Here is a 23,857-nt window from a genome sequence, read left to right as displayed (position 1 = left end):
ACCGATGCGGGGGCATGACGGCCAGCGGCCGTCACCTACCGATGCGGGGGGCTGACGGCCAGCGGCCGTCATCGCCGGGTCAGGGGGCGGCTAGTCTGCGGGTGCGGGCCTGCTGGTCGGCCATGGCGCGGTCGAGTTCGGCCTGCAGGGCCTTCTGCTGCACCGGAGCGTCCAGTACGTAGACCTTGATGCCGTGCGCGGGGACGTCGGCCTTCAGGGAGGCGGACACCTGCAGCGTGTCGCCGTCCAGCGCGTCGCGCCAGGTGCCGTCCTGCAGGTAACGCTTCACTTCGATGCGGGCCGCTGCATCACCCTTGTTCAACAGCACCAGCGCGGTCTGGTTGACCCCGCCATGCTGCAGCACGCGGAAGAACACCGCTTCGTTGCCTTGCAGGCGCTCGTTGACCTGCAGGCCGCGCTGCAGTGCCGGGGTGGCTTCGCGCAGTTTCGCCACGCGCTGCAACGGGCCGAAGATCGGGCTCTGTGCTGCAGCATCCACGCGCTGCTGGCCGAAGTAGGCGCGGTTGCCGGCGTGTTCGGCGCGGCCGCGCATGAAGCCGGTTTCCGAGCCGTAGTACAGCACCGGGATGCCGCGCGCGGTGAACAGCCAGTTGTTGGCGTCGATGAAGCCGGCATCGCTGGCATCCAGCCGCGGCATGTCATGGTTGTCGTAGAAACTCATCAGCTCGTACGGGTTGGCGTACGGCCCGCCCAGCAGGTGCAGCGGCTCGGCCAGCGTTTCGAAGCCCTTCTGCTTCAGCCCGAAGGTTTCTTCCATCGCCCCGCGCGAGGGGAAATCCAGCACGCTGACGTTGGCGTTCGCCGGCCAGGTGTGCTCGGCGATCTTCGCCGCGTCGTAGTCGAACGCTTCGCCGAACATGAACATGCCCGGATGCTCGGCACGCACGCGGCGCACGAACTCGTTCCACCACGGATGCGGCAGCCAGCCGATGGTATCGATGCGCAGCGCATCCACGCCCTGCGCGGTCCACTGCAGGTAGGCGCCGACCAGGTAATCCATCACCGCCGGGTTGTGTTCGTTGAAGTCGCCGAGCTCGGCCAGGTTGCCATCGAAGATCGAGCCCTTCGACGCATCCACCGGCCCGATGTTGTTGTAGAAGGCGTGCAGCGGGTTGTGGCTGGGATCCAGCTGCTGCGGCGCGAGGTTTTGGTGGTCGGCGATCAGCCTGCCGTCCTTGTCGAAGATCTGCCCGAACTGGGGCTGGCGCACCGGCATGGTCCACGACGGCGAGCCGTGGTTGCCGACGATATCCAGCACCACCTTCAGCCTGGCTGCGTGCAGGCCCTTGGTGAAGTCGGCGAACTGCAGGCCGGCGCTGGGCAGGTGCTCGTCCACCTTGTAGAAATTGGTGCCCCAGTAGCCGTGATAACCGGTCTTGCCGCGGTCGGTCAGGGTGCTGGTGCAGCTGATCTCCTTGCTGCCGGTGAAGGCCTGGTCCGGGTTGTCGACGATGGGGGTGATCCACACCGCGCCGAAGCCCAGGTTGCGGATGTAGTCCGCATTGTCCAGCACGCCCTTGAAGTCGCCGCCGAGGTATCCGATGTTGCCATCCACCTTGTCCGGGCACGGTACCGGGATGTCGAACGTGCGGTGCGCGCCGCCCTGGTCGCGGTGGTCATTGGACGGGTCGCCGTTGACGAAGCGGTCGGTCACCACGAAGTACACCGCATCGCGTGCGAACGGTTCGGTGGTGCCTACGTAGTCCGGGCGCGGGGCGGCGAGCGCCTGGCCAGCGAACAGGGCGAAACCTACAGCAACAGACAGACGCACATGCATCACACCACCTCCGGACGGGACGGAACACGCAGCACGCACAGGCCGGCCACGAGCAGGCTGCAGCCGCCCAGCACCAGCACCTGCATCGGCTGGCCGCCCAGCCATGCGCGCAGGGCAAAGCCGAGCGCGCTGGCGGCCACCAGCTGCGGGATCACGATGAAGAAATTGAAGATGCCCATGTACACGCCCATCTTCGCCGCCGGCACGCTGTCCGACAGCAGGGCGTAAGGCAGGGACAGGATGGAGGCCCAGGCAAAGCCCACGCCCACCATCGACAACAGCAGCCAGCGCGGATCGTCGATGAACATCATCGACACCAGCCCCGCCCCGCCCAGCCACAGGTTGACCAGGTGGCTCCAGCGCAGCCCGATGGCGCGCACCATCAGCGGGATCAACAACGCGGCCAGCGCGGCGAAGCCGTTGTACGCACCGAACAGCACGCCGACCCAGTTGGCGCCCTCGTTGTAGGCGGCCGACTGCGGATCGGTGGAGCCGAAGTGGGTGCCGGCGACCGCGGCGGTGGTGTAGATCCACATGGCGAACAACGCGAACCAGGAGAAGAACTGCACCCACGCCAGCCGCCGCATGGTGCCCGGCATGTTGCGCAGGTCATCGACGATGGTCGCCAGCATGTGCGTGCCGGGCAGCACGCGCGCCACGCCCAGCAGGATGCCGTAGGCCGCACACAGGCCGGCCAGCACGTACAGCATCTTGTCCCCGCGCTGCCAGGTGATCAGTGCCGCCAGCACGATGCCCACCAGCAGCCACAGCGCGATCTGCGCCCACGGTGGCACGCCGCGCGAGGCCACCGCATGGGCATGCGGCGGCTCGGCATCGGCGAAGCCGGCCAGCTCGGTCGGTGAGTATTCGCGCGTGCTCAGCACGGTCCAGGTGATCGCCGCCAGCAGCACCACCGCACCGAAGTAGAACGCATAGCGCACGGTGTCCGGCACTTCGCCCGGGGCGGCGGTATTGGCCACGCCGAAGTGGGCCAGGATGAAGGGCAGGAAGCTGGCGACGATGGCGCCCACGCCGATGAAGAAGCTCTGCATGGCAAAGCCGGTCGGCCGCTGGCGCGGCGCCAGCTGGTCACCGACGAAGGCACGGAACGGCTCCATCGACACGTTGATGGACGCATCCAGCACCCACAGCGTGCCCGCCGCGATCCACAGCGTGGGCGAGTTCGGCATCACCAGCAACGCCAGCGTGGTCAGCACCGCGCCGATCATGAAGAACGGACGGCGGCGGCCCCAGCGCGTCCAGGTGCGGTCGGACAGATAGCCGACGATGGGCTGCACCAGCAGGCCGGTCAGCGGCGCGGCGATCCACAGCCCGGGCACCGCTTCCATCGACGCACCGAGCGTTTCGAAGATGCGGCTGGCGTTGGCGTTCTGCAGCGCGAAGCCGAACTGGATGCCGAGGAAACCGAAGCACATGTTCCATATCTGCCAGAACGACAGCTGCGGTTTGTCGGGCCGGACGACGGCAGGACGGTTCATGGGCGGTCTCCTGCCAGGGCGGCAATGGGTGCCAGCAGCAACGCTTTGACGTCTGCAGTGTTGAGCACGCCCGCGCGGCCGCCCTTGCCGCCGGTGTAGTGGGCAAAGTGCTGCAACGCGCTCATGTTGAAGCCGTCCTGCAGCTGGAACGTGCACGCACCGGCGGGCAGATCGAACTCGGCGGCGGTGGATTCCTGCACCGCCACACTGTGCGGCATCACCACGGTATGCGACTGCGTGGGCTGGCCGGCACACCTGACGGCGAGCTGCTTCACCGCCGCGGTGACCCCGGTATTGATCGGCCCGTTGGGGTTGTTGAACTGCAGCCGCAGGCGTACGCGACCGGCAGCGGGCTGCGTCCACGACCATCCCTGCGCGCCAGGCAGGCGCTGCTGCGGGCCGATGCACGTGGTCGGGCTGTGCAGCGATTCCAGCGCGTCCGCGCGGCGGGTCAGGCTGAGGCAGTGCCGCAGGCCGTCGTCGGCAAAACGTGCCACGCCATCGTGCGCGTCGACTGCGGCACCATCGCGCCACAGCACGTGCTGGGCGGGGACGGGGATGGTCCAGGCATTGCCCTCCCGCTTGGCCGAAGGCGCGGCTGGCGTGGCGGGTGCATAAGCGGCCGCAGCTGGGTGAGCCGGCGCGGGGTCAGCGTCCTTTCGCTCTGCGAAAGGACGCTGACCCTTTTCAGGTACCAGCTGCACGGTGGTGGTGGCACCGTCGCGCCGCGTCTTTCCGGCGACCAGCAGCTCACCCTGCATCTTCTCAGGCTTCAGCAGCACGTAGCGCTTGCCGTCCATCTGCAGCGTGATCCGGTCCCGCGTGCCGAACAACGGCTGCACCAGCGCGACCGGCAGCTTGGGTTGTACCTGGCCGTCGGCTTCCACGCCGAACACGCCCAGCAGCACCATGTCCAGGTAGCCGGCGACCGACCACAGCTGGCGTTCGGAGTTGACCACCGGGCCACTCAGCGCGCCTTCGTCGACATGGATCTTCTGCGTCAGCAGCTCGTAGTTTTCCATGTTGGAACCGGCCAGCGCGGCACCGCGCATCAGCGATTGCACTTCGCTGGTGATACGCGGTGCATCGTCCAGCAGCCGCGCGGCGCGCAGCGAATATGCGCTGACAAACGGCCAGATCGCGCGATTGTGGTAGACCGGCTGGTTGCCTTCCTGCGGCCACACCACCGGGCTGCCGGCCGCACTGGCCGGATACGCCGCCAGTGCACGGCGCGCGCGGTCGGTCGGCAACACCCCGGCCAATACGCCCAGCGAGGTCGCCAGCAGATCGTACTTGGCGTAGGGCACGGGGTGCGCCGCTTCGCCGATGTAGCTCATGTACTGCCCGGCGTCTTCGCGCCAGAAACGTGCGTCGATCCGCGGCCCCAGGGCATCGGCCCAGGCCTTGTACTGCGCCGCGCGCGTGGCATCGCCGCGCTGGCCCGCCAGCTGCTCACCCAACCGCAGGGCCTGGTAATGCAGCACGTTGGTGGACAGCGCGAAGGAATCGCCGATGAAGCGCACGTCTTCGCGGGTCCAGTCCGGATAAGTCTGCTCGCGCCAGTCCAGGAACGAGGTCTCGCCGCGGTACAGGCCGGTGGCCGCGTCGAACACCATGGCACGGTCCTGCGCCAGCGTGCCCTGCAACGCCTGCCAGACCTGGTCGGCGAAGGCACTGTCGTCCAGCAGGTGGCGGGCAGCGAGGAACCACACGATGCGGTCGCTGCTGATCGGCCAGCTGCCACCGGAACCGGTGTCCTGCGCCACGAACAGGCCGGGGGTCATGCCATCGCGCGCTTCGGACAACTTGAACTGCAGCGACTGCCGGGTGCGTTGCGGATCCAGCCGTGCCAGCGCCAGGTCGGCAGCGAAGCTGACATCGCGCGTCCAGACATACGGCCAGTTGGCACCGGTCTTGAAGCACTCGCACGGCACCGGCCGGCCTTCGTCGAAGGACGGATCGCGGATCGCATCCACGCGGTCCTGGTCCATTTCCTGCTGCGCAAGCGCGAACAGGGCATCGAACATCGGGCTGGCGGTGTCGCTGCGCATCGGCTGCGCGGCAATGCGCAGCTGGCGATCCGGCGTGTGCAGCACGAAGCCGCCACCGGCCACGGATTCAGCGCGCGCGGTGCGACCCTCGAATTCCAGGTCGGCGGCATGCGCGGCCGAACCCAGCGTCGTCGCGATGGCGACGGTCAGGCAGATCATCTTCAGCATCGAAGCGGACAACCGGCTTGCGCCCGTCACCCTCCCTCCCTCTTTGCATGTTGTAGGTCCCCGCTTGCCAGGCGGCCGGCAGGGGCGCAACGCCTCCCTCAAGGCATCGTGCGGACATGGTAGACGGCAGGCGCGGGAGCTGCCCTGGCTGCATACGTATTCATGGCCTGCCGCGTCTGGCCTCCCGGCCGGCTGGGCTATGGTCGGCGCAGTTCCTGCATCGCCCTGGGAGGGGAAATGTCGCTGTTTTCGTTGTTGCTGCGTGCTCGCCGCGCGCCCTGCCTGGGCCTGCTCCTGCTGCTGGCCAGCCCCGTGGTGCTGGCTGCCACCGTGCCGTCGGCCAGCGTCGAATCGCCGGGGAAGATCCTGAAAGTGACGCTGCAGGTGGACGGCGGCACCGCCCGTTACCAGGTGCAGCGACTCGGCGATACGGTGGTGGACGCCTCCAAGCTCGGCTTCGAGCTGCGCGATGGCCGGCTGGACCGCGATTTTGAAATCACCGGCAGCAGCACCCGCCGCTTCGATGAAACCTGGGAACAGCCCTGGGGCGAGCGCCGGCTCACCCGCAACCACTACAACGAACTGACCGTTTCCCTGCGCCAGACCACCGGTGACAGGCGCCGGCTGGACGTGGTGTTCCGGGTATTCGATGACGGCGTCGGCTTCCGTTATGTGTTCCCGCAACAGCCTGGACTGGCCGAGGCGATCATCGATGAGGAGCTCACCGAATTCGCCATCGCCCAGCACTCCACCGCGTGGTGGATTCCGGCCGGCGAACCGATCCACTATGAATACCTGTATGCGCGTACCCCGCTGCAGGAGGTGCCGCTGGCACATACCCCGATCACCCTGCGCAGCGACAGCGGCCTGCACGTGGCCATCCACGAAGCCGCGCTGGTGGACTATGCCGGCATGTGGCTGCGCCGCACCGATGGCCAGCGCCTGCGCGCGCAGCTTTCCCCGTCCGCCGAAGGCTGGAAGGTGCGCCGCGCCCTGCCCTTCGCTACGCCGTGGCGCACGCTGCAGATCGCCGACCGCGCCGGCGGGCTGGTCGAATCGGACCTGATCCTCAACCTCAACGAGCCCAATGCGCTGGGCGATGTCAGCTGGGTCAAGCCATCCAAGTATCTGGGCGTGTGGTGGTCGATGCACCTGGACGAGGAGAGCTGGGCCACCGGCCCGCGCCACGCCGCCACCACGGCGAAGACCAGGAAGGTGATTGATTTCGCCGCCGCCAACGGCTTCCGCGGCGTGCTGGTGGAAGGCTGGAATCCCGGCTGGGATGGCAACTGGGTGGGCAACGGCTACGACTTCGACTTCACCCGCGCCACCCCGGACTTCGACATCGAGGCGCTGTCCGCCTACGGCGCGAAGAAGGGCGTGCACCTGGTGGGCCACCATGAAACCGGCTGTGCCATCGACCACTACGAGGACCAGCTGGGCGCGGCGCTGGACCTGTACGCGCGACTGGGCGTGGATTCGTTCAAGACCGGCTACGTCTGCGATGACGGCCAGGTCGACCGGCGCAACCCGGCCGGCGGCCCCCTGCTGCGCGAATGGCACGACGGCCAGTTCATGGCCCGCCACCATTTGAAGGTGGTGCAGGAAGCGGCCGCGCGCAGGCTGGCGGTCAACCCGCACGAGCCGATCAAGGACACCGGCCTGCGCCGCACCTATCCGAACTGGGTGTCGCGTGAAGGGGCGCGCGGCATGGAGTACAACGCGTGGGGCCAGCCGCCCAATCCGCCGGAACACGAGGTCAACCTGGTGTTCACCCGGATGCTGTCCGGACCGATGGATTACACCCCCGGCGTGCTGTCATTGAAGGGCCGCCATGGCCAGGCCATTCCCAGCACGCTGGCCCGCCAGCTGGCGCTGTACGTGGTGCTGTACAGCCCGATCCAGATGGCCGCCGACCTGCCCGAGCATTACCTGCAGCACCTGGACGCTTTCCAGTTCATCAAGGACGTAGCGGTGGACTGGGAACAGAGCCGGGTGCTGGACGGCGAGGTCGGCGACTTCGTCACCATCGTGCGCCGCGACCGCAACAGCCGCGACTGGTTCCTCGGCAGCATCACCGATGAACACGGCCGCGTGCTGCCGGTGTCGCTGGGCTTCCTGGAACCGGGGGTGCGCTACCGCGCGGAGATCTACCGCGATGGTGACGGGGCGGATTTCCGCAGCAATCCCTTTGCCTTCGCGCGCGAAACCCGCGAAGTCACCAGCGCCGACGCGCTGACCCTGGTGCTCGGCCCCGGCGGCGGCCAGGCGATCCGCTTCACCCCGCTGTGAAGGGCGCGACGCCAGACGCGGCCTGGTAGTGACGGCCGCTGGCCGTCTTCAAACACCGCGCGCTGATGGGTAGTGACGGCCGCTGGCCGTCTTCAAACACCGCGCGCTGACGGCCAGCGGCCGTCACTACCCACACGCCGTCGCTGTCCTCACCAACATGTAATCGCTTACACCGCGTGTCGCTGCATTGAATACGTATGCAGGCTGATTCCAGCGCGCGGCGCGCTGCATACCATAGCGTCGCAGTCAGCGGCCACCGTGCCGCGACCCGTATCGGCAGTGCCGGCGCGGACCACAACTAGATTCGGCAACATTGCCTGGGAGGGGAAATGTCGAACCACAAGCGCAACGCGCTGTCATTGGCGCTGGCCGTCGCACTGTCACCGGTACTCGCTTTCGCGCAGTCCACCACGTCCACCACCGCCAGCGGCCAGACCGGCAGCGGCGCCACCAACCTGGACGCGGTTCAGGTCACCGGCATCCGTCGCGGCATTGAAAACGCCATCGCGGTGAAGCAGGACGCCACCTCGGTGGTGGAAGTCATTTCCGCCGAAGACATCGGCAAACTGCCCGACGTCAGCATCGCCGAATCGCTGGCCCGCCTGCCCGGCCTGGCCGCCCAGCGCGTGGCCGGCCGTGCGCAGGTGATCAGCGTGCGCGGCCTGTCCCCGGACTTCGCCACCACCCTGCTCAACGGCCGCGAAGTGGTCAGCACCGGCGACAACCGCAGCGTCGAATTCGACCAGTACCCGTCCGAACTGGTCAACGGCGTGACCGTGTGCAAGACCCCTGACGCGGCACTGGTCGGCCAAGGTCTGTCGGGCACCATCGACATGCAGACCGCCCGCCCGTTGAGCTTCCCGGACCGCGTGATCGCGGTCAGCGGCCGCTACCAGAAGAGCTCGCTGGGCGACGCCGCCAACGTGGATGAATTCGGTAACCGCATCAGCGCCAGCTACATCGACCAGTTCCTGGACAAGACCCTTGGCATTGCCATCGGCTACGCGCACAGCGATAACCCGATCCACGAAAACCAGGTCGGCCTGTACGAGCCGTGGACCACCGAACACACCGACAACGGCAACCGTCCCGGCCTGGCACCGGGCGTGACGTTCAGTGACGGCATCAAGGCGCTGCGCCGCACCGGCAACAACAAGCGCGACGCCTTCATGGCGACGGTCCAGTTCCGCCCGAACAACAGCTGGACGAGCACGCTGGACGCGTTCCATACCGACGCCGAGCAGATCGACACGGCCAACCAGTTCGAGGTCAACCTCAGCAACTTCAACGGCGGTTATACGCCGGGCCTGCTGATCACCAACCCGCAGGTCGGCGCCGACGGCACCTTCCAGGGGGGCACCGCCACCGGCGTCTATCCGCTGGTGCGCGGCATGTACAACAAGCGCGAAGACAAGATCGATGCGTTCGGCTGGAACAACGAGTTCACCTTCGGCAACGGCGTCAAGCTGGTGGCCGACGTGAACTACTCCAAGGCCACCCGCGATGAGCTGAACCTGGAAAACAACCTGCAGCTCACCCCCATGCCGCAGCTGGACAGCGTGGGCGTGGTGGTGCGGCCCAACGGGTTCTCGCAGATCAGCCCGGGCCTGGACTATTCCAATCCGGATGCGCTGTTCCTGACCAACACGATCTACGGCTCCGGCTACGGCAAGGTGCCACAGGTGGAAGATCGCCTGAAAGGCGGCAAGATCGCGCTGACCTTGCCGGCACCGGAGGCCCTGTCCAGCTGGTTCGCCGATATCGACGTGGGCGTGAATTACGCTGATCGCCGCAAGCAGAAGACCCAGGCCGAAGGCAACATCCTGCTGGGCGCGCAGGGCGATGCCAATGTGGCGTCCGACCTGCAATACCGTCCCGTCAACCTGGGCTTCGCCGGCATCGGGTACATCCCGGCCTGGAACGTGCCGGCCGCGGTCGAGCGCTACATGGAGTTCAACCCTGTCACCGACCTGGACTATCTGATCCCGAAGTCGTGGACGGTGCAGGAGAAGATCACCACCGCCTGGCTGCGCGCCAACATCAACACCGACATCGGCGTGGTCGGCGTGCGTGGCAACATCGGCGTTCAGATGCAGCACGTGGATCAAAGCTCGCAGTCCAACTACTTCGATCGTTCGCGTCCGGTGGGCCAGGAAGTGCTGCCGATCGACGACGGCAAGACCTACAAGGACTGGCTGCCCAGCTTGAACCTGGCCTTCATGTTCCCGCACCAGCAGACGCTGCGCTTTGCCGCCGCCAAGCAGGTGGCGCGCCCACGCGTGGACCAGATGCGCGCCGGGCTGGAGTTCGGCGTGGACACCGCCACCGGTCGACCGGGTGGCAGCGGCGGCAACCCGCTGCTGGATCCGTGGCGCGCCACCGCCTTCGACCTGTCGTATGAAAAGTACTTCGCCGAGCGTGCCTACGTGGCCGCCGCGGTGTTCTACAAGGACCTGAAGAGCTACGTGTACACCCAGTCGGTGGATGACTACGACTTCAGCGATCTGTTGGCCAGCTATGTGCCGCCGCCCGGCATGGTCGCGCCGGTGCTGCAGACCGGTACGTTCTCCTCGCCGCAGAACGGCAAGGGTGGCACCCTGCGCGGCCTGGAGCTGACCGCTTCGCTGCCGCTGGACATGTTCACCGATGCCCTGCGTGGCTTCGGCGTGCAGGCCAGTGCCACGTTCAATGACAGCGACATCGAGATCCTGGATCCGGAAAGCGCCTCCAGCGTGGGCAGTGATCCGATCGCGCTGCCCGGCTTGTCCGATCGCGTGTACAACCTCACCGCCTACTTCGAACGCAACGGATTTGAAGCACGCGTGAGCCAGCGTCGCCGCTCGGACTTCATCGGTGAAATCGGCAACTTCAACGGTAATCGCACGCTGCGTTACGTGGTGGGCGAGAACGTGACCGACGCGCAGATCAGCTACACCTTCAGCGACAGCAGCGCGATGGCCGGCCTGACCCTGCTGCTGCAGGGCACCAACCTGACCAATGAACCGTACCGCACCTATGCAGGCACCACTGATCGCCCGCTGGAATATGTGGAATGGGGCCGCACCTACATGCTGGGTGTGAACTATCGGTTCTGATCCACCTGCCCGGTCGAGGACAAGGGGCGCCCAATGGGCGCCCCTTTCCATTTGCACATGTCAGTCACAGCGGAAGCCGAGCGTCCCGCCGCAGTTCTGGAAGAGCGGAACGTTGACCAGACGTGTCGAGGTTCTGTTCTCCTGGCGGCTACCGTCCGGGCGCGCACAGAGGGCAGTGATCGCACAGATGTCGTTGGAAAAATGCGCCCAGGCCAGGTCACATCCCTGCGAGAACGCCGGCGACTGCTTGAAGGCATTTGCGCAGGCGGCATGGTCACTGCGCGGGACACCGCTACGTTCTCCCGATGCATGGGCTGCTGGGGGCAGGATGGCTGCAACAGACGCCAGGACGAGGAAACAGCTCAGGATGGATTTCATGAGACACCTCACGTTGATGGAGTGCCTGGTGTCGAGCGCGGCCGTGGCGCGGTCTCTGCACCATTCTGCAAACAGGGATTCGAATTCGACGCGCTGCGGACAGGACTCGCCACCACGCCCTATCGATCCGCGGCGCGCCAGCCGCGCGCAAAAAAGGGCGCCGCCTCTCGGCAGCGCCCCTGAAGTACCACCAACGGAGAAAACAATCAGCCGATGCGGCGGCCGCAGTACACCGCGTGCGCGGGCAGTGCCAGCTCGGTGCCATCCACCGAACCGGCATCCGGGCCGGGCACGTCCATGGCCTGCCACGCGCCCTCTGGCAGCAGCTGCCGCCCTGGCAGCGAAGACAGGTTGAAGGCCAGCAGCATCACCTCATCACCCAGCGTGCGTTCGAACAACAGCACCGGTTCGGCGCTGTCCAGGAAGCGGATATCACCGTGCAGCAGCACCGGCTGCGTGCGCCGCCAGGCCAGGAAGCGGCGGAAGGCCAACAGTACCGAATCCGGCTGCGCTTCCTGCACGGCAACCGCGCGCGACTGGTGGTCGGCCGGGATCGGCAACCACGGTTCGCCGGTGGTGAAACCGGCCAACGGGGCATCGATCCACGGCAACGGCGTACGGCAGCCGTCGCGTCCCTTGAAGTTCGGCCAGAAGGTGATGCCGTACGGATCCTGCAGCGCCTCGAACGGGACGTCGGCCTCGCCCAGGCCCAGCTCTTCGCCCTGGTACAGGCAGATGGACCCGCGCAGCGAACACAGCATCGCCACCAGCATGCGCGCCAGGCGCGGATCGGCCGGATGCCCGCCCCAGCGGGTCACTGCACGCTCCACGTCGTGGTTGGAAATAGCCCAGCACGGCCAGCCCTCGATCATCGCCGTTTCCAGCCGCGAGACCGTATCGCGGATGTACGCCGCGCTGTAATCGTCCACCAGCAGTTCGAAGCTGTAGCCCATGTGCAGGCGCTTGGCCGTGGTGTATTCGGCGGTGGTGGCCAGCGAATCCTCCGAAGAGATTTCGCCCAGGCTGACCGCGCCCGGATACTGGTCCAGCAAGGCGCGCAGCTCCTCCAGGAACGGCAGGTTTTCCGGCTGGGTATTGTTGAAGTAGTGGTACTGGTAGGCGTACGGATTGTCCGGACTGAAACCGCGCCCGACCCGCTTGTCCGCCGGCTTGGGTGGGTTGTCGCGCAGCTGCCGGTCATGGAAGCAGAAATTGATCGCGTCCAGGCGGAAACCATCCACCCCGCGATCCAGCCAGAACCGCACGTTGTCCAGGGTGGCTTTCTGCACTGCCGGATTATGGAAGTTCAGGTCCGGCTGGTCGGCCAGGAAGTTGTGCAGGAAATACTGCTCGCGCCGCGGCTCCCACTGCCAGGCCACGCCACCGAACAGTGACATCCAGTTGTTCGGCGCAGTGCCGTCCTCGCGCGGGTCGGCCCAGACATACCAGTCCGCCTTCGGATTGGTGCGGTCCTGGCGGCTCTCGCGGAACCAGTCGTGTTCGATCGACGTATGGCTCAGCACCTGGTCGATCATCACCTTCAGGCCCAGCGCATGCGCCTTGGCCAGCAGCCGATCGAAGTCGTCCAGGTTGCCGAACAGCGGATCCACGTCGCGGTAGTCGGCGATGTCATAGCCGAAATCGGCCATCGGCGATCTGAAGAACGGCGAGATCCAGATCGCGTCCACGCCGAGCGCGGCGATGTAGTCCAGGCGGTCGATGATGCCGGGCAGGTCGCCGACTCCATCGCCGTTGGCATCGAGGAAACTGCGCGGGTAGATCTGGTAGATGACGGCGCCGCGCCACCATGGCGTATTGGACATCAGGCCCCCCTCCGGGCTCTGTTGGCCCCTGCGGAAACACGGGCCGGAATGCAGCTGAGGAAGCTTAGCCTCGGGCCCCGCGGCATGGTGCCGGCTGCATACGTATTCACGGCTCATGGAGCGTTTCCGCCACTGATCCAGGCCCCTCGCCGGCGCCGCCGCCCGCACATGCGCCCGAATTCACGGCCAGCGCCTATAATTGGCGGCGAGCCTTGAAGCCAGACCGCATGACCATCATCGAAGACACCCGTGCCGCCCTGGGCCTGCCCCAGATCCAGACGCTTGCCGCCGACGACATGGCCGCCGTCGATGCCCTGATCCGGCGCCGGCTTGCTTCGGACGTGGTGCTGATCAACCAGATCGCCGACCACATCATTTCGGCCGGCGGCAAGCGCCTGCGCCCGATGCTGGTGATGCTGGCCGGCCGCGCGGTCGGCGGCGCCGGCCCGGAACACCACCAGCTGGCCGCGATCATCGAGTTCATCCATACCTCCACCCTGCTGCACGACGACGTGGTGGACGAATCCAGCCTGCGCCGTGGCCGCAGCACCGCCAATGCGCTGTGGGGCAACGCGCCCAGCGTGCTGGTGGGCGATTTCCTGTACTCGCGCAGCTTCCAGCTGATGGTGGAACTGGACCGCATGCCGGTGATGCGGATCCTGGCCGACACCACCAACCGCATCGCCGAAGGTGAAGTGCTGCAGCTGCTGCACGTGCATAACCCGGACACCGACGAGGCCGCCTACCTGCGCGTGATCGAGCGCAAGACCGCGGTGCTGTTCGCCGCCGGGACCCGACTGGGCGCGCTGGCCAGCGGCGTCGACGAGGCCACCCAGCAGGCGCTGTACGACTACGGCATGGCGCTGGGCTATGCCTTCCAGATTGCCGACGACGTGCTGGATTATTCGGCCAACGCCGAAGAACTGGGCAAGAACCTGGGCGATGACCTGGCCGAAGGCAAGGCGACCCTGCCGCTGATCCATGCCATGGCCCATTCCGACGAGGCCACCCGCCAGCGCCTGCGCAGCATCGTGCAGGATGGCGACGCCAGTGCGATGCCCGAGGTGTTGGCCGCGATCCACGCCACCGGCGGACTGGACTACAGCCGCAACCGCGCCGAGGAATACGCCGCCGCCGCCGAACGCGCGCTGGACGGCCTGGCCGACAACGATGCGGTAGCCGCCCTGCGCGGCCTGGCCCGCTACGCCGTGAGCCGCAGCCACTGACCCGGGAGCGCCGACCCAGCGTCTGACCGGTAGCGCCGACCCATGGTCGGCGAGCACAGCGGCGCGGTGCAGCAGGCATGATCGCCAACGTCCCGCCGAGCATGGCTCGGCGCTACCCTGCGACCGCCAGACGGTAGCGCCGACCCATGGTCGGCGAGCGCAGCGGCGCGGTGCAGCAGGCATGATCGCCAACGTCCCGCCGAGCACGGCTCGGCGCTACCTGCTCCACCTGCAGCCGTTCGCGGTCAAAGACCGATGCCGGGGATCGCGCTGATCAGGTCGGGGTCGAAACCGGCCAGTTCGGCGAAATGCCGGCCGCGGGCGACGTAATCGCGGTACACGCCATAACTGGGGGCTCCCGGTGACAGCAGCAGCACCCCGCCAGCAGCGCCCAGCGCAGCGCGTGCCAGGTTCATTGCCTCGGCAAGATCCTGCGCGGCGTGCAGGCCGAAGCGGCCGGCGTCGGCCAGCGGCTGCAGCAACGCATTGATCCGCGGCCCGTTGGCACCCATGGTGACGATCTCCAGCGGCGGCTGGTCGTGCGCCATGTGCTGGACGAAGTCACTCCAGTCCAGCCCGCGGTCATGCCCGCCCACCAGCAGTGCGATGCGCTGCCCGGCGAAGCAATCCAATGCGGCCAGGCTCGCGTGCGGGGTGGTGCTGATCGAATCGTTGACGTAGACCACGCCCTCGCGCGCGCCGATGCGCTGCAGCCGGTTGGGCAGCGGCCGGAACGACTGCACCGCCGGCGCCAGCGCCACCGCATCCAGTCCCAGCGCCTCGATCGCCGCCAGTACCGCACACAGGTTGCCGCGGTTATGCCGTCCCGGCAGCGGCGTATCGCTGCTGTCGAATACCGGCTGTTCGCCGCGGTGCACGATGTCGCCGCGCATGTGCCAGCCGCGGGGCTGGTTGAACCAGATCACCTGGCTGCCTGGCAGGGACAGCGCGGCAAGCTGCGGATCAGCCGCGTTGAGCACTGCGATGCGCGGCGCGCCTTCGGTGACCAGCGCCAGCTTGTCCTGGATGTAGCGCTGTTCGCTGCCGTGCCAGTCCAGGTGTTCAGGGAAGATGTTCAACACCACCGCGACCTGGGGGTGCGCCCCACTACGGGCGACCTCGCCGGTCTGGTAACTGGACAGCTCCACCGCCCAGTACGCCGGCGCCGGCCGGGGGTCCAGCACTTCCAGCAAGGGCAGGCCGATGTTGCCGACCAGCCCGGTGCGATGCCCGGCCGCGCGCAGCAGGTGCGCCAGCAGCGAGGTGGTGGTGCTCTTGCCCTTGGTACCCGTCACGCAGATCGTGTTGCCCACCGTGCCGTCAGCGGCAGCGTGTTCGGCGAACCACAACGCAGTGCCGCCGATGAACTGCGTGCCCTGTGCCAATGCCGCCTGCGCCACCGGCAGGTAGGGGCTGATGCCCGGCGATTTGATCACCACATCGAAGCCGGCCAGCTGATCCGCGCTGGGTTCGCCGTGGACCTCCAGCCCGGCGCCGGCCTCCGTCCGCGCCGCGTCCACTTCGGCAGCCGGGCAGAACAACGTCAGCGGCAGCGCCGGCAGGCGCGCGCGCAGTACCGCGTAGGCCGCACGTCCCTCACGGCCCCAGCCCCACAACGCGACCCGCTTTCCCTCAAGCTGCGAAATCTTCACGCACCCGCTCCCACAACGCGGCCGGGATGCGATGCTCGCCCTGCAGTTCCAGCATCGGCTCCACCGCCAGTTCGTTGGCATCAAGCTGGGGCAGGATCTCGTTGCAGAAACGCTTCACCAGCGCGTCTTCCTTCCAGTCCGGGCGCGTGGCCAGGGTGGCCATCGCCGCGCGCGACTCCTTGCCCTCGCCCACGCATTCGAACGGCTTGTGGTCCTGGAATTCGAGCAGCGCGTCAAAGCCGCCGGCCTGGTCCAGGTCGTCCAGCAGGTTGCGGCCGAAGATGCGTACCAGCCGCGCCTTGGACATGAACGGTGCGAGCGCCAGGAACACGAAGTGGCACTTCGGGCACACCCCACACCAGCGGTTCACCGGACGCTCGCCGAGGATATGGAAATTGCGGTTGCAGCTGGAGAAATGCGCGTCGTAGAAATCGGTCTTGGCGAACTGGCGTGCCACGGCCAGTTCGGACATCGGCCGCAGCAGCGAGTAGTACTGCAGGTCGGCGGCGACATAGCGCTGTACGTGGCGGCCGAAGGCCTGCTCGAACGCCCAGCCCTTGGACCACTGGTGGTTGACCTCGCCGGTGCCCGGGATCTGGCTGCCATAGCTGGCCGAACGTTCGTTGGAAAACACCACCTGGTCCACGCCCTGCAGCAGCGCGGCCAGCACCATGATCGCCGAGTTCACCGCGGTCACCGGGATGTGCCCGTTCCAGGCCCCCTGGCGGTTGAGCTCGAACAGCTCCGGCGCCAGCGCGCGGCCCAGGTTGAGGGTCGGCAGGCCGGTGCGCTCGGCGCAGGCGCGGATCAACTGCGAACCGCCGATCCAAGTGACCGTCTCATCCACGCCGGCACGGCGCAGCGCTTCGATGCTGACCAGCGAATCCTTGCCACCGCCGATGGCCACCAGCGCATGCGGCTGCAGGCCCAGCGCCGGCGCCGGCGCCACCTCGCCGGCCACCGGCAGGCGGAAGCGCCCGCGCAGGTTCAGGCCGTTGCGGTACGCGAACTCACCCAGTCCGTGCAGGTAGATGCTTTCCACCAGGGCTGCGGTTTCCGCGTCGATCGCATAGCCATCGATGGTCACCGTATCCGGCACGCCCGCCTTGTAGTAACTCACGCCGGCGATCAGATGCAGCAGCTGCAGCGCACGCTGTACCGCGGCGGCGCGCTCCGGCGACAGAGAGAACGGGGCGCCGGGCACGGTGATGGTTTCCACCATCTCCGGGCCGTGGTCGAAGGCGTAGACCAGGCGCGCCACGCCGGTGTCCGCGGCGAAATCGCAGCGGACGAAGCGGAAGCAGGCAACCTGGTGTTTATCGAAAGCAGTCATGGGGTATCCGGATCAGGCACGTTTGCGTGCGGGCACGCAGGCGGTTTTTGCAGGGGGGTGATGCGCAGCGACAGGCGCCGGCGCGAAGCAGGCGCCGCTCATTCCAGGATGTCCTCGCGCGGCATCGCACGCTGGTTGTAGGTGCTGGCCATCACGTAGCCATAGGCCCCTGCATCGGCCACCACCATCACATCGTCCGGTGCGGTGGACGCCGGCAGCTTGCGGCGCTTGCCGAACACATCGCTGGACTCGCAGATCGGCCCCACCACGTCGAACGCGGCTTCGGCGTAGCCGCCCTGCCGGCTCAGGTTTTCGATGTCATGCCAAGCGTCATACAGCGCCGGCCGGATGAGGGTGTTCATGCCGGCATCCAGGCCGACACGGCGCACGCCCTCTTTTTCCACCACCTGGGTGCAGCGGGTCAGCAGCACGCCCGATTCGGCCACCAGGTAGCGGCCCGGCTCGATCGCCAGGCGGAACGCCGGATGCACGGCCTTGACCTCGGCCAGGCCTTCGGCCCAGGCCTCCAGGTCGAACGGTTCGTCTTCTTCGCTGTAGGGAATCGGCATGCCGCCGCCGATGTCGATGGTCTGCACGGTGCCGATGCGGCGGGCGAAGCCGGCCAGCTCATCGCACATCAGGCGCCAGTGCTGCGCGGTTTCCACGCCGCTGCCCAGGTGCGCGTGCAGGCCGACGATGGTGGTGCCCAGCTCGGTGGCGGCACGCACGAATTCGTCCACGCGTGCCATCGGCAGGCCGAACTTGGATTCCTTGCCGCCGGTGCGCACCTTGGCATGGTGGCCTTCGCCACGGCCCAGGTCCACGCGCAGCCACAGTTCGCGGTTGCGGAACAGGTCCGGCCAACGCTGCAGGGCTTCCACGTTGTCCACGGTGACGGTGACGCCGAGCGCGAACGCCGCCTCGAATTCTTCGCGGGGGCAGAAGCTGGGAGTGAACAGCACGCGCCTGGGCGACAGCCCCGGCAGCACGTTGAACACGTGCTTCAGCTCCCCGTGTGAGACGCACTCCAGGCCGAAGCCCTCGGCTTCCAGCGTCTCCAGGATGGCCGGATGGCTGTTGGCCTTGATCGCATAGTAGCGCTGGTCGATCGGCGTGATCGCAGCCAGCGCGCGCGCACGGGCACGTACCGTCGGCAGGTGGTAGACATAGCGCGGCGTACCGGCTTCGGCCAGCTGCAGCAGGTGCGCACGCTGGCCACGCCACCACGGCGTGCCGCGCGGGCGTACGGTGCCGGCGATTTCACGCCAGCGCGGGCCGAACACCGCGGTCTCTTCCACCGGCATCGCACCGCTGTCGATCAGCTCGGCATGCAGGATCGGCAGCAGGCCGTCGGCGTCGGTCTCATCGATGACGAAGGTCAGGTTGAGGTCGTTGGACGACTGCGAAATCATGTGCACGCGCTCGCGGCCGAAGGTCGCCCAGACATCGGACAGCTTGTGCAGCAGCGAGCGCATGCCGCGGCCGACCAGGGTGATCGCCGCGCAGGGCACGATGATCTTGACCTTGCAGATCTGCGACAGGTCCGCCGACAGCGCGGCCAGCACATCGGTATTTACCAGGTTTTCCGACGGATCCAGCGACACGGTGACGTTGGTTTCGGCCGAACCTATCAGGTCCACCGACAGCCCATGCTTCTTGAACAGCCCGAATACATCGGCCAGGAAGCCGACCTGCTGCCACATGCCGATGCCTTCCATCGACACCAGCACGATGCCGTTGCGACGGCTGATCGCCTTCACCCCCGGCACCGGCGCGGCACTGCCGTCGATGCTGGTACCCGGCAGTTCCGGGCGCTCGGTATCCAGGATGGCCATCGGCACGCCGGCATCGCGGCACGGCTTGATCGAGCGCGGATGCAGCACCTTGGCGCCGGTGGTGGCGATTTCCTGCGCTTCGTAATAATCCAGCCGGGTCAGCAGGCGGGCGTCGGGCACGTCCTTGGGATTGGCGCTGAACATGCCCGGCACGTCGGTCCAGATCTCTACGCGGCTGGCGCCGAGCAGCGCACCGAAGTACGCCGCCGAGGTATCCGAACCGCCCCGGCCGAGGATCGCGGTGCCGCCGTCGGCGTGCCGCGCGATGAAGCCCTGGGTGATCAGCAGGCGGGTCGGCTGCGCGCGGAAGCGCTGCGCCCATGCCTCGTCGGATTTCCACTGGCAGTTGACTGAAAGGCGCTGCGACCACGGGCTCTGGTTGGGCAGCGGCGGCAGCGCGTCCAGCCACTGCCGCGCATCCATCCAGCCCATGTCCAGGCCGTTCTGGTGCAGGTAGGCGGCACCGATGCTGGACGACAGCAGCTCGCCCTGGCCCAGTACCTCGGCCTGCCAGTCCAGCGTGCGCGCGGCGGCGCGCGCATCGTCCAGCAGCGCCTGCAGCGCAGCCAGGCGTTCGCCCAGCACCGCGCGCGGCAGCTCCAGTTCGTCCAGGAAGGCCTGGTGGCGCTCGACCAGCGCGGCCACGCGCGCGCGGCTGTCGGCCGCGCCATCGGCGATGGCGGTCAGCTCGTTGGTCACCCCGGACAGCGCCGACACCACCACCAGCACGCGCGAGCCGGTCTCTTCCGCACGTTTTTTCGCCAGTTTCCCGATCGTGTCCCAGCGATGGCGACGCGACACCGAAGTGCCGCCGAACTTGAGTACGATCCAGCGATCGACAGGGGAAGAAACTGGCATGTAAGTATTCTGGTTATGGTGGGGGGAGACCGCCCGCGAGGAGCGGAACCCCCGATTCTAAGCCCAAGACGCCGCCCATGACCGCCCACCGCTACCTTCAGCTTGATGTCTTCGCCCCCCGCCCCGGCACCGGCAACCCGCTGGGGGTGGTATTCGACGCCGACAGCCTGTCCCCCACAGCCATGCAGGCCCTCGCCGCGTGGCTGAACCTGTCCGAGACGGTGTTCTTCGTGGCACCCACCGCGCCGGGTGCGGATTACCACATCCGCATCTTCACCCCCGGCAGCGAGCTGCCCTTCGCCGGCCATCCCAGCGTCGGCGCGGCCTGGGCTGCGGTGACCAGCGGCCTGGCGATTCCGCGCGATGGCACGCTGCTGCAGCAGTGCGCCGCCGGCCTGCTGCCGGTGCGGGTGGACGGTCCGCATGCCGCGCCGACCATCCACCTGGCCAGCCCCACCGCCCGCCGCTGCGCGGTGGACCCCGGCGAGCTGCCGGCCAGCCTGCAGGCGCTGGGCGGGCCCGCGCAGGCCGCCGAACTGTGGGACAACGGCCCGCGCTGGTGGCTGCTCGCTGCGTGCGATGCCCGTGCCGTGCGCGAGCTGCGCCCCGACATGGCCGCCCTGCGCGACTGGACCAACGCCACCGATGCCACCGGCGTTGCGGTGTATGCGCCCGAGTGCGCCGACGGCCACGATCTGGTGGTGCGCGCGTTCTGCCCGGGCGATGCGGTGAACGTGCCGGAAGACCCGGTGACCGGCAGCGCCAACGCGCTGATTGCCAGCGTGCTGGCCCAGCGCCACCAGCTGCCCGGCCACGAAGGCCGCTACATCGCCAGCCAGGGCCGCGAGGTCGGCCGCGATGGCCGCGTGCACCTGCACGTGGACGGCGGCGGGGTGGCCTGGATCGGCGGACAGGTGCAGCCGGTCATCGACGGCACGGTGCACTGGTAAGCTGCGCGACCCCTTACGGAGCCTGCCGATGACCACCCGCCGTTTCCTGCAGCTGGACGTATTCTCGCCTTCGCCGGGCGCCGGCAATCCGCTTGCCGTGGTGCTGGATGCGGAGGGCCTGGACGCGGCGGCAATGCAGGCCATCGCCCGCTGGACCCGGCTGCCGGAGACCACCTTCGTGTTCCCGCCGCAGGATGCATCGAGCAGCTATCGCCTGCGGATGTTCAGCCCGCAGAAGGAAGTCCCGTTCGCCGGCCACCCCAGCATCGGCACCGCGCACGCGGTGCTTGAGGCCGCACTGGCCGTGCCGGTGGACGGGGTGCTGGTACAGGACGGCATTGCCGGAATGCTGCCGCTGCGCGTGCAGGGCGATGGCGCGCAGCGCCGTATCGCCATCCGCACCCCGCGCGCCTCGGTCGCCGAGGTGGTCGACCCTGCCGATGCCCGGCTGGCCAGTGTCCTGCGCGGCTGGGCGCTGGGCGCCCTGCCTCCGGCACGCATGCAGGGCGGGCGCAGCTGGTGGGTGGTAGAGCTGACGGACGAAACCGTGCTGCGCAGCCTGCAGCCCGACTGGGACGCGGTTGCGACGCTGGCGGAATCCACCGACAGCATGGGCGTGTTCGCATATGCGCGGTGCAGCGGTCAGGCATGGGACCTGGCCGTGCGTGCCTTCGTGGGCAACGGCAGGCGTTTCGAGGATGCGGCGTCGGGCGCGGCCAATGCGGTGCTGGCGGCATGGCTGGACGAGCGCGGCGCACTGCCCGGCGGACGTCGCGACTACGTGGTCAGTCAGGGCCGCGAGGTTGGCCACGATGCGCGCCTGCACCTGCATGTGGATGCAGAAGGCGAAGTGTGGTCCGGTGGCCAGGTGCAGACGGTCATCCGCGGCACGATCGATTGGTAGTGGGTGACAGGACGGCCAGTGGCCGTCCCTGCCAGGTACCTTGGACGGCCAGCGGCCGTCCCTACCGGGTCTGCGGTGTCAGAGCAGCTCGGCTTCCAGTGCCACCGGTACCGCGCTGAGTGCCTTGGAGACCGGGCAGTTCTGCTTGGCGTCATCGGCGATGGCGCGGAACTTCTCCGCTTCGATTCCCGGCACCTTGGCCTTGACCTTCAGCGTGATCTGCGAAAGCTGCGGGCCGCCTTCCATCGACAGGTCGACCTGGGCTTCGGTGTCCAGCGCCTCGGGCGGGAAGCCGGCTTCGGTCAGCTTTGCCGACAGCGCCATGGTGAAGCATCCGGCATGCGCGGCGGCGATCAGTTCTTCCGGGTTGGTGCCCTTCTCATCACCGAAGCGGCTGCTGAAGGCATAGCGGGTATTGTCCAGCAAGCCACTCTGTGGCGTGCTCAACTGTCCCTTGCCTGTCTTCAGGTCACCTTCCCAGTGCGCGGTGGCGCGGCGCGAAATACCCATTGTGCAGCTCCTTCGGTTGAGTTCGGGACCTACCGTACGCAGGCCCGCGTTAGCGTCGCGTCGCTCTGCTGCGACGCGATGGCGACGCCGTTCCGACGAACGGCCAGCATCGCGCGGCAGGGCCTCCGCCGCGACGGGAAAACCGGGCTTTTCCCTTCCAATTCCACGGCTTCAGTGCGATGCCCCAGCACCGGCTGGCGACCATGCCCCCCGACAAAGGTCGAGTGGCAGCGAAAAAAGCGGGCTTTTCCGCGTATAACCTATTGGCGGCGCGGTGTAGTTGCCCTACATTGCGTTTGCCGACGGGGTCGGCATGACCAAACAACCAACCGTTCACGGAACAGGAAACCATGGCAAAGACCGCTAAGAAGGCTGCCCCGAAGAAGGCAGTAAAGAAAGTTGCTACCAAGGCAGCCGCCAAGCCGGCCGCGCCGAAGCCGATCAAGGACGTGCTGACCAAGTCCGGCCTGGTTGCGCACATCGCTGAAGCGTCCGGCGTGGTGGCCAAGGACGTGCGCGCGGTGCTGGCCTCGCTGGAAACCGCCGTTGCCTCTTCGGTGCACAAGAAGGGCGCGGGCAGCTTCACCCTGCCGGGCCTGCTGAAGATCACCACCGTCAGCGTCGCCGCCAAGCCGAAGCGCAAGGGCATCAACCCTTTCACCAAGGAAGAGCAGTGGTTCGCCGCCAAGCCGGCCACCACCAAGCTCAAGGTGCGCCCGCTGAAGAAGCTCAAGGACGCCGCGCTCTAATCGCGCCGGCATACCGGGTTTCACTGCGAACGGGACGGCTGATGGCCGTCCCGTTCGCTTTTGCGGCGTCGCATGCGGGCCGCAACACAGTGTGCCGTTGCTGGCCGATGCCGCGCGCAGCGGTGCCAGGTGCTGTGCTGCAAGGCGTTGCGGCCGACGCGGGCGGCCCACCTGCGGGACAATGGAACACTGCGTGCAGCGGGCCTGGTCGCAGTGCCTGCATGGCAGCCCTATGGTGGATGCATCCCCCAATGGACGCCCGCCATGGCCAGCCCTTCCACCCGCTACCGCCTGACCGTTACGCCGATCGAAAAAGACGGCCTGCAGTGCAGCGGCCGTTGCACCATCGAAGTGGAACATCGCGCGCAGCGTGACTGGATGCGCCTGCTCGAAGGTGCCCCGCGGCTGGCGGGCTTCAGTGGCGATGAACGCGCGGCGGTGTTGATCGCCGCACAGATCCTGCGCGATGTGGTGCAGCGCCACGTCGACGAACCCGACCATCCGCTGGCGGCCCACGCGGTGAAGCTCAACGCGGCGCTGGACGCCTTGGACAGCCTGCACGCCCCGGCGTGAGGGTGCAGCTGCAACAGCAACGGCAACGGCTTCCTTGTTGCCCTGACAGGCGGGGCGGGGTGGGCTGGCGGGAATCGCCGTGAATCCGTCCCTGGAGGCTCGCCATCCGCATCCATGCGGATGAGCGTTCCCGCCAACCCACCCCGCCCCACCTTAGACGGGT

16 protein-coding genes are annotated in these 23,857 nt (G+C 67.5%); 7 read left to right on the top strand and 9 right to left on the bottom strand.

All coding sequences use genetic code 11. The features are described 5' to 3' along the window. Window positions 1–79 precede the first annotated feature (79 nt). From ABB28_RS02160 to ABB28_RS02150, 3 genes are read right to left on the bottom strand one after another with little or no spacing between them, the layout of a single operon-like run. Entirely contained in the window at window positions 80–1,798 is a 1,719-nt protein-coding gene (locus ABB28_RS02160) for an alpha-amylase family glycosyl hydrolase (RefSeq protein WP_057507041.1), read from the bottom strand. Continuing rightward, window positions 1,798–3,297, bottom strand: coding sequence for an MFS transporter (locus ABB28_RS02155; RefSeq protein WP_057507040.1), 1,500 nt, complete (start codon window positions 3,295–3,297; stop codon window positions 1,798–1,800). Before ABB28_RS02155 ends, ABB28_RS02160 begins: the two co-directional genes overlap by 1 nt. After that, window positions 3,294–5,516 (bottom strand): glucosidase family protein, encoded by a 2,223-nt coding sequence (locus ABB28_RS02150; protein WP_057507042.1) that lies wholly within the window; start codon window positions 5,514–5,516, stop codon window positions 3,294–3,296. The genes ABB28_RS02155 and ABB28_RS02150 overlap by 4 nt, the downstream gene beginning before the upstream one ends. Before the next feature lie 237 nt (window positions 5,517–5,753). On the opposite strand from ABB28_RS02150, the gene ABB28_RS02145 reads away from it, so the two are divergent. Both ABB28_RS02145 and ABB28_RS02140 read left to right on the top strand, forming a co-directional pair. Next, the gene (locus tag ABB28_RS02145; RefSeq protein ID WP_057507039.1) at window positions 5,754–7,808 is read left to right on the top strand and encodes a glycoside hydrolase family 97 protein; all 2,055 of its coding nucleotides are present in this window, start codon (window positions 5,754–5,756) and stop codon (window positions 7,806–7,808) included. A 329-nt stretch (window positions 7,809–8,137) separates the two neighbouring features. Next, window positions 8,138–10,903 carry a TonB-dependent receptor gene (locus ABB28_RS02140; protein WP_057507038.1) on the top strand — a complete coding sequence of 922 codons (2,766 nt, stop codon included), beginning with the start codon at window positions 8,138–8,140 and terminating at the stop codon, window positions 10,901–10,903. A gap of 60 nt (window positions 10,904–10,963) precedes the next feature. Here ABB28_RS02140 and ABB28_RS17895 read toward each other — a convergent pair whose 3' ends face one another. Both ABB28_RS17895 and ABB28_RS02135 read right to left on the bottom strand, forming a co-directional pair. Then, window positions 10,964–11,281, bottom strand: coding sequence for a hypothetical protein (locus tag ABB28_RS17895; RefSeq protein ID WP_148049477.1), 318 nt, complete (start codon window positions 11,279–11,281; stop codon window positions 10,964–10,966). Between the two features lie 206 nt (window positions 11,282–11,487). Beyond that, entirely contained in the window at window positions 11,488–13,104 is a 1,617-nt protein-coding gene (locus ABB28_RS02135; protein WP_057507037.1) for an alpha-glucosidase, read from the bottom strand. A gap of 227 nt (window positions 13,105–13,331) precedes the next feature. Here ABB28_RS02135 and ABB28_RS02130 point away from each other — a divergent pair, with 227 nt between their 5' ends. Then, on the top strand, window positions 13,332–14,330 hold the full coding sequence (locus ABB28_RS02130; protein WP_057507036.1) for a polyprenyl synthetase family protein: 999 nt from the start codon (window positions 13,332–13,334) through the stop codon (window positions 14,328–14,330). 245 nt (window positions 14,331–14,575) lie between these two features. Here ABB28_RS02130 and murD read toward each other — a convergent pair whose 3' ends face one another. The 3 genes from murD to ABB28_RS02115 all read right to left on the bottom strand — a co-directional run bounded on the left by murD (window position 14,576) and on the right by ABB28_RS02115 (window position 20,008). Continuing rightward, window positions 14,576–15,982 carry a UDP-N-acetylmuramoyl-L-alanine--D-glutamate ligase gene (gene murD, locus ABB28_RS02125; RefSeq protein ID WP_057507035.1) on the bottom strand — a complete coding sequence of 469 codons (1,407 nt, stop codon included), beginning with the start codon at window positions 15,980–15,982 and terminating at the stop codon, window positions 14,576–14,578. Then, window positions 15,963–17,315: a UDP-N-acetyl-alpha-D-muramoyl-L-alanyl-L-glutamate epimerase gene (murL, locus tag ABB28_RS02120; protein WP_057507034.1), complete on the bottom strand. Its 1,353-nt coding sequence runs from the start codon at window positions 17,313–17,315 to the stop codon at window positions 15,963–15,965. Before murL ends, murD begins: the two co-directional genes overlap by 20 nt. Window positions 17,316–17,413: 98 nt before the next feature. After that, on the bottom strand, window positions 17,414–20,008 hold the full coding sequence (locus ABB28_RS02115) for a bifunctional aspartate kinase/diaminopimelate decarboxylase (RefSeq protein ID WP_057507033.1): 2,595 nt from the start codon (window positions 20,006–20,008) through the stop codon (window positions 17,414–17,416). Between the two features lie 77 nt (window positions 20,009–20,085). Here ABB28_RS02115 and ABB28_RS02110 point away from each other — a divergent pair, with 77 nt between their 5' ends. Both ABB28_RS02110 and ABB28_RS02105 read left to right on the top strand, forming a co-directional pair. Beyond that, window positions 20,086–20,958 carry a PhzF family phenazine biosynthesis protein gene (locus ABB28_RS02110; RefSeq protein WP_057507032.1) on the top strand — a complete coding sequence of 291 codons (873 nt, stop codon included), beginning with the start codon at window positions 20,086–20,088 and terminating at the stop codon, window positions 20,956–20,958. A 28-nt stretch (window positions 20,959–20,986) separates the two neighbouring features. Further along, complete coding sequence (locus ABB28_RS02105; protein WP_057507031.1) at window positions 20,987–21,862, top strand: PhzF family phenazine biosynthesis protein; 876 nt, start codon at window positions 20,987–20,989, stop codon at window positions 21,860–21,862. 78 nt (window positions 21,863–21,940) lie between these two features. Here ABB28_RS02105 and ABB28_RS02100 read toward each other — a convergent pair whose 3' ends face one another. Then, complete coding sequence (locus ABB28_RS02100) at window positions 21,941–22,372, bottom strand: OsmC family protein (protein WP_057507030.1); 432 nt, start codon at window positions 22,370–22,372, stop codon at window positions 21,941–21,943. A 350-nt stretch (window positions 22,373–22,722) separates the two neighbouring features. Between ABB28_RS02100 and ABB28_RS02095 the strand changes: the two genes are divergently transcribed. Both ABB28_RS02095 and ABB28_RS02090 read left to right on the top strand, forming a co-directional pair. Continuing rightward, entirely contained in the window at window positions 22,723–23,121 is a 399-nt protein-coding gene (locus tag ABB28_RS02095; RefSeq protein WP_042612716.1) for an HU family DNA-binding protein, read from the top strand. 264 nt (window positions 23,122–23,385) lie between these two features. Then, the gene (locus ABB28_RS02090) at window positions 23,386–23,694 is read left to right on the top strand and encodes a DUF3861 family protein (RefSeq protein ID WP_057507029.1); all 309 of its coding nucleotides are present in this window, start codon (window positions 23,386–23,388) and stop codon (window positions 23,692–23,694) included. Window positions 23,695–23,857 lie beyond the last annotated feature (163 nt).

The organism is Stenotrophomonas chelatiphaga (assembly GCF_001431535.1).
Classification (GTDB): Bacteria; Pseudomonadota; Gammaproteobacteria; order Xanthomonadales; family Xanthomonadaceae; genus Stenotrophomonas; species Stenotrophomonas chelatiphaga.
Note: the sequence above shows the minus strand (reverse complement) of the source record. Positions and strands in the feature narration are given on the sequence as shown.

What these genes read in the sequence shown, in the direction of transcription:
- ABB28_RS02145 (WP_057507039.1), top strand. Translation starts at nt 5,754, where the DNA reads ATGTCGCTGTTTTCGTTGTTGCTGCGTGCTCGCCGCGCGCCCTGCCTG.
- ABB28_RS02155 (WP_057507040.1), bottom strand. Translation starts at nt 3,297, where the DNA reads ATGAACCGTCCTGCCGTCGTCCGGCCCGACAAACCGCAGCTGTCGTTC.
- ABB28_RS02115 (WP_057507033.1), bottom strand. Translation starts at nt 20,008, where the DNA reads ATGCCAGTTTCTTCCCCTGTCGATCGCTGGATCGTACTCAAGTTCGGC.
- murL (WP_057507034.1), bottom strand. Translation starts at nt 17,315, where the DNA reads ATGACTGCTTTCGATAAACACCAGGTTGCCTGCTTCCGCTTCGTCCGC.
- ABB28_RS02110 (WP_057507032.1), top strand. Translation starts at nt 20,086, where the DNA reads ATGACCGCCCACCGCTACCTTCAGCTTGATGTCTTCGCCCCCCGCCCC.
- ABB28_RS02160 (WP_057507041.1), bottom strand. Translation starts at nt 1,798, where the DNA reads ATGCATGTGCGTCTGTCTGTTGCTGTAGGTTTCGCCCTGTTCGCTGGC.
- ABB28_RS02105 (WP_057507031.1), top strand. Translation starts at nt 20,987, where the DNA reads ATGACCACCCGCCGTTTCCTGCAGCTGGACGTATTCTCGCCTTCGCCG.
- ABB28_RS02130 (WP_057507036.1), top strand. Translation starts at nt 13,332, where the DNA reads ATGACCATCATCGAAGACACCCGTGCCGCCCTGGGCCTGCCCCAGATC.
- ABB28_RS02135 (WP_057507037.1), bottom strand. Translation starts at nt 13,104, where the DNA reads ATGTCCAATACGCCATGGTGGCGCGGCGCCGTCATCTACCAGATCTAC.
- ABB28_RS02090 (WP_057507029.1), top strand. Translation starts at nt 23,386, where the DNA reads ATGGCCAGCCCTTCCACCCGCTACCGCCTGACCGTTACGCCGATCGAA.
- ABB28_RS02100 (WP_057507030.1), bottom strand. Translation starts at nt 22,372, where the DNA reads ATGGGTATTTCGCGCCGCGCCACCGCGCACTGGGAAGGTGACCTGAAG.
- ABB28_RS02095 (WP_042612716.1), top strand. Translation starts at nt 22,723, where the DNA reads ATGGCAAAGACCGCTAAGAAGGCTGCCCCGAAGAAGGCAGTAAAGAAA.
- ABB28_RS02140 (WP_057507038.1), top strand. Translation starts at nt 8,138, where the DNA reads ATGTCGAACCACAAGCGCAACGCGCTGTCATTGGCGCTGGCCGTCGCA.
- ABB28_RS17895 (WP_148049477.1), bottom strand. Translation starts at nt 11,281, where the DNA reads ATGAAATCCATCCTGAGCTGTTTCCTCGTCCTGGCGTCTGTTGCAGCC.
- ABB28_RS02150 (WP_057507042.1), bottom strand. Translation starts at nt 5,516, where the DNA reads ATGCTGAAGATGATCTGCCTGACCGTCGCCATCGCGACGACGCTGGGT.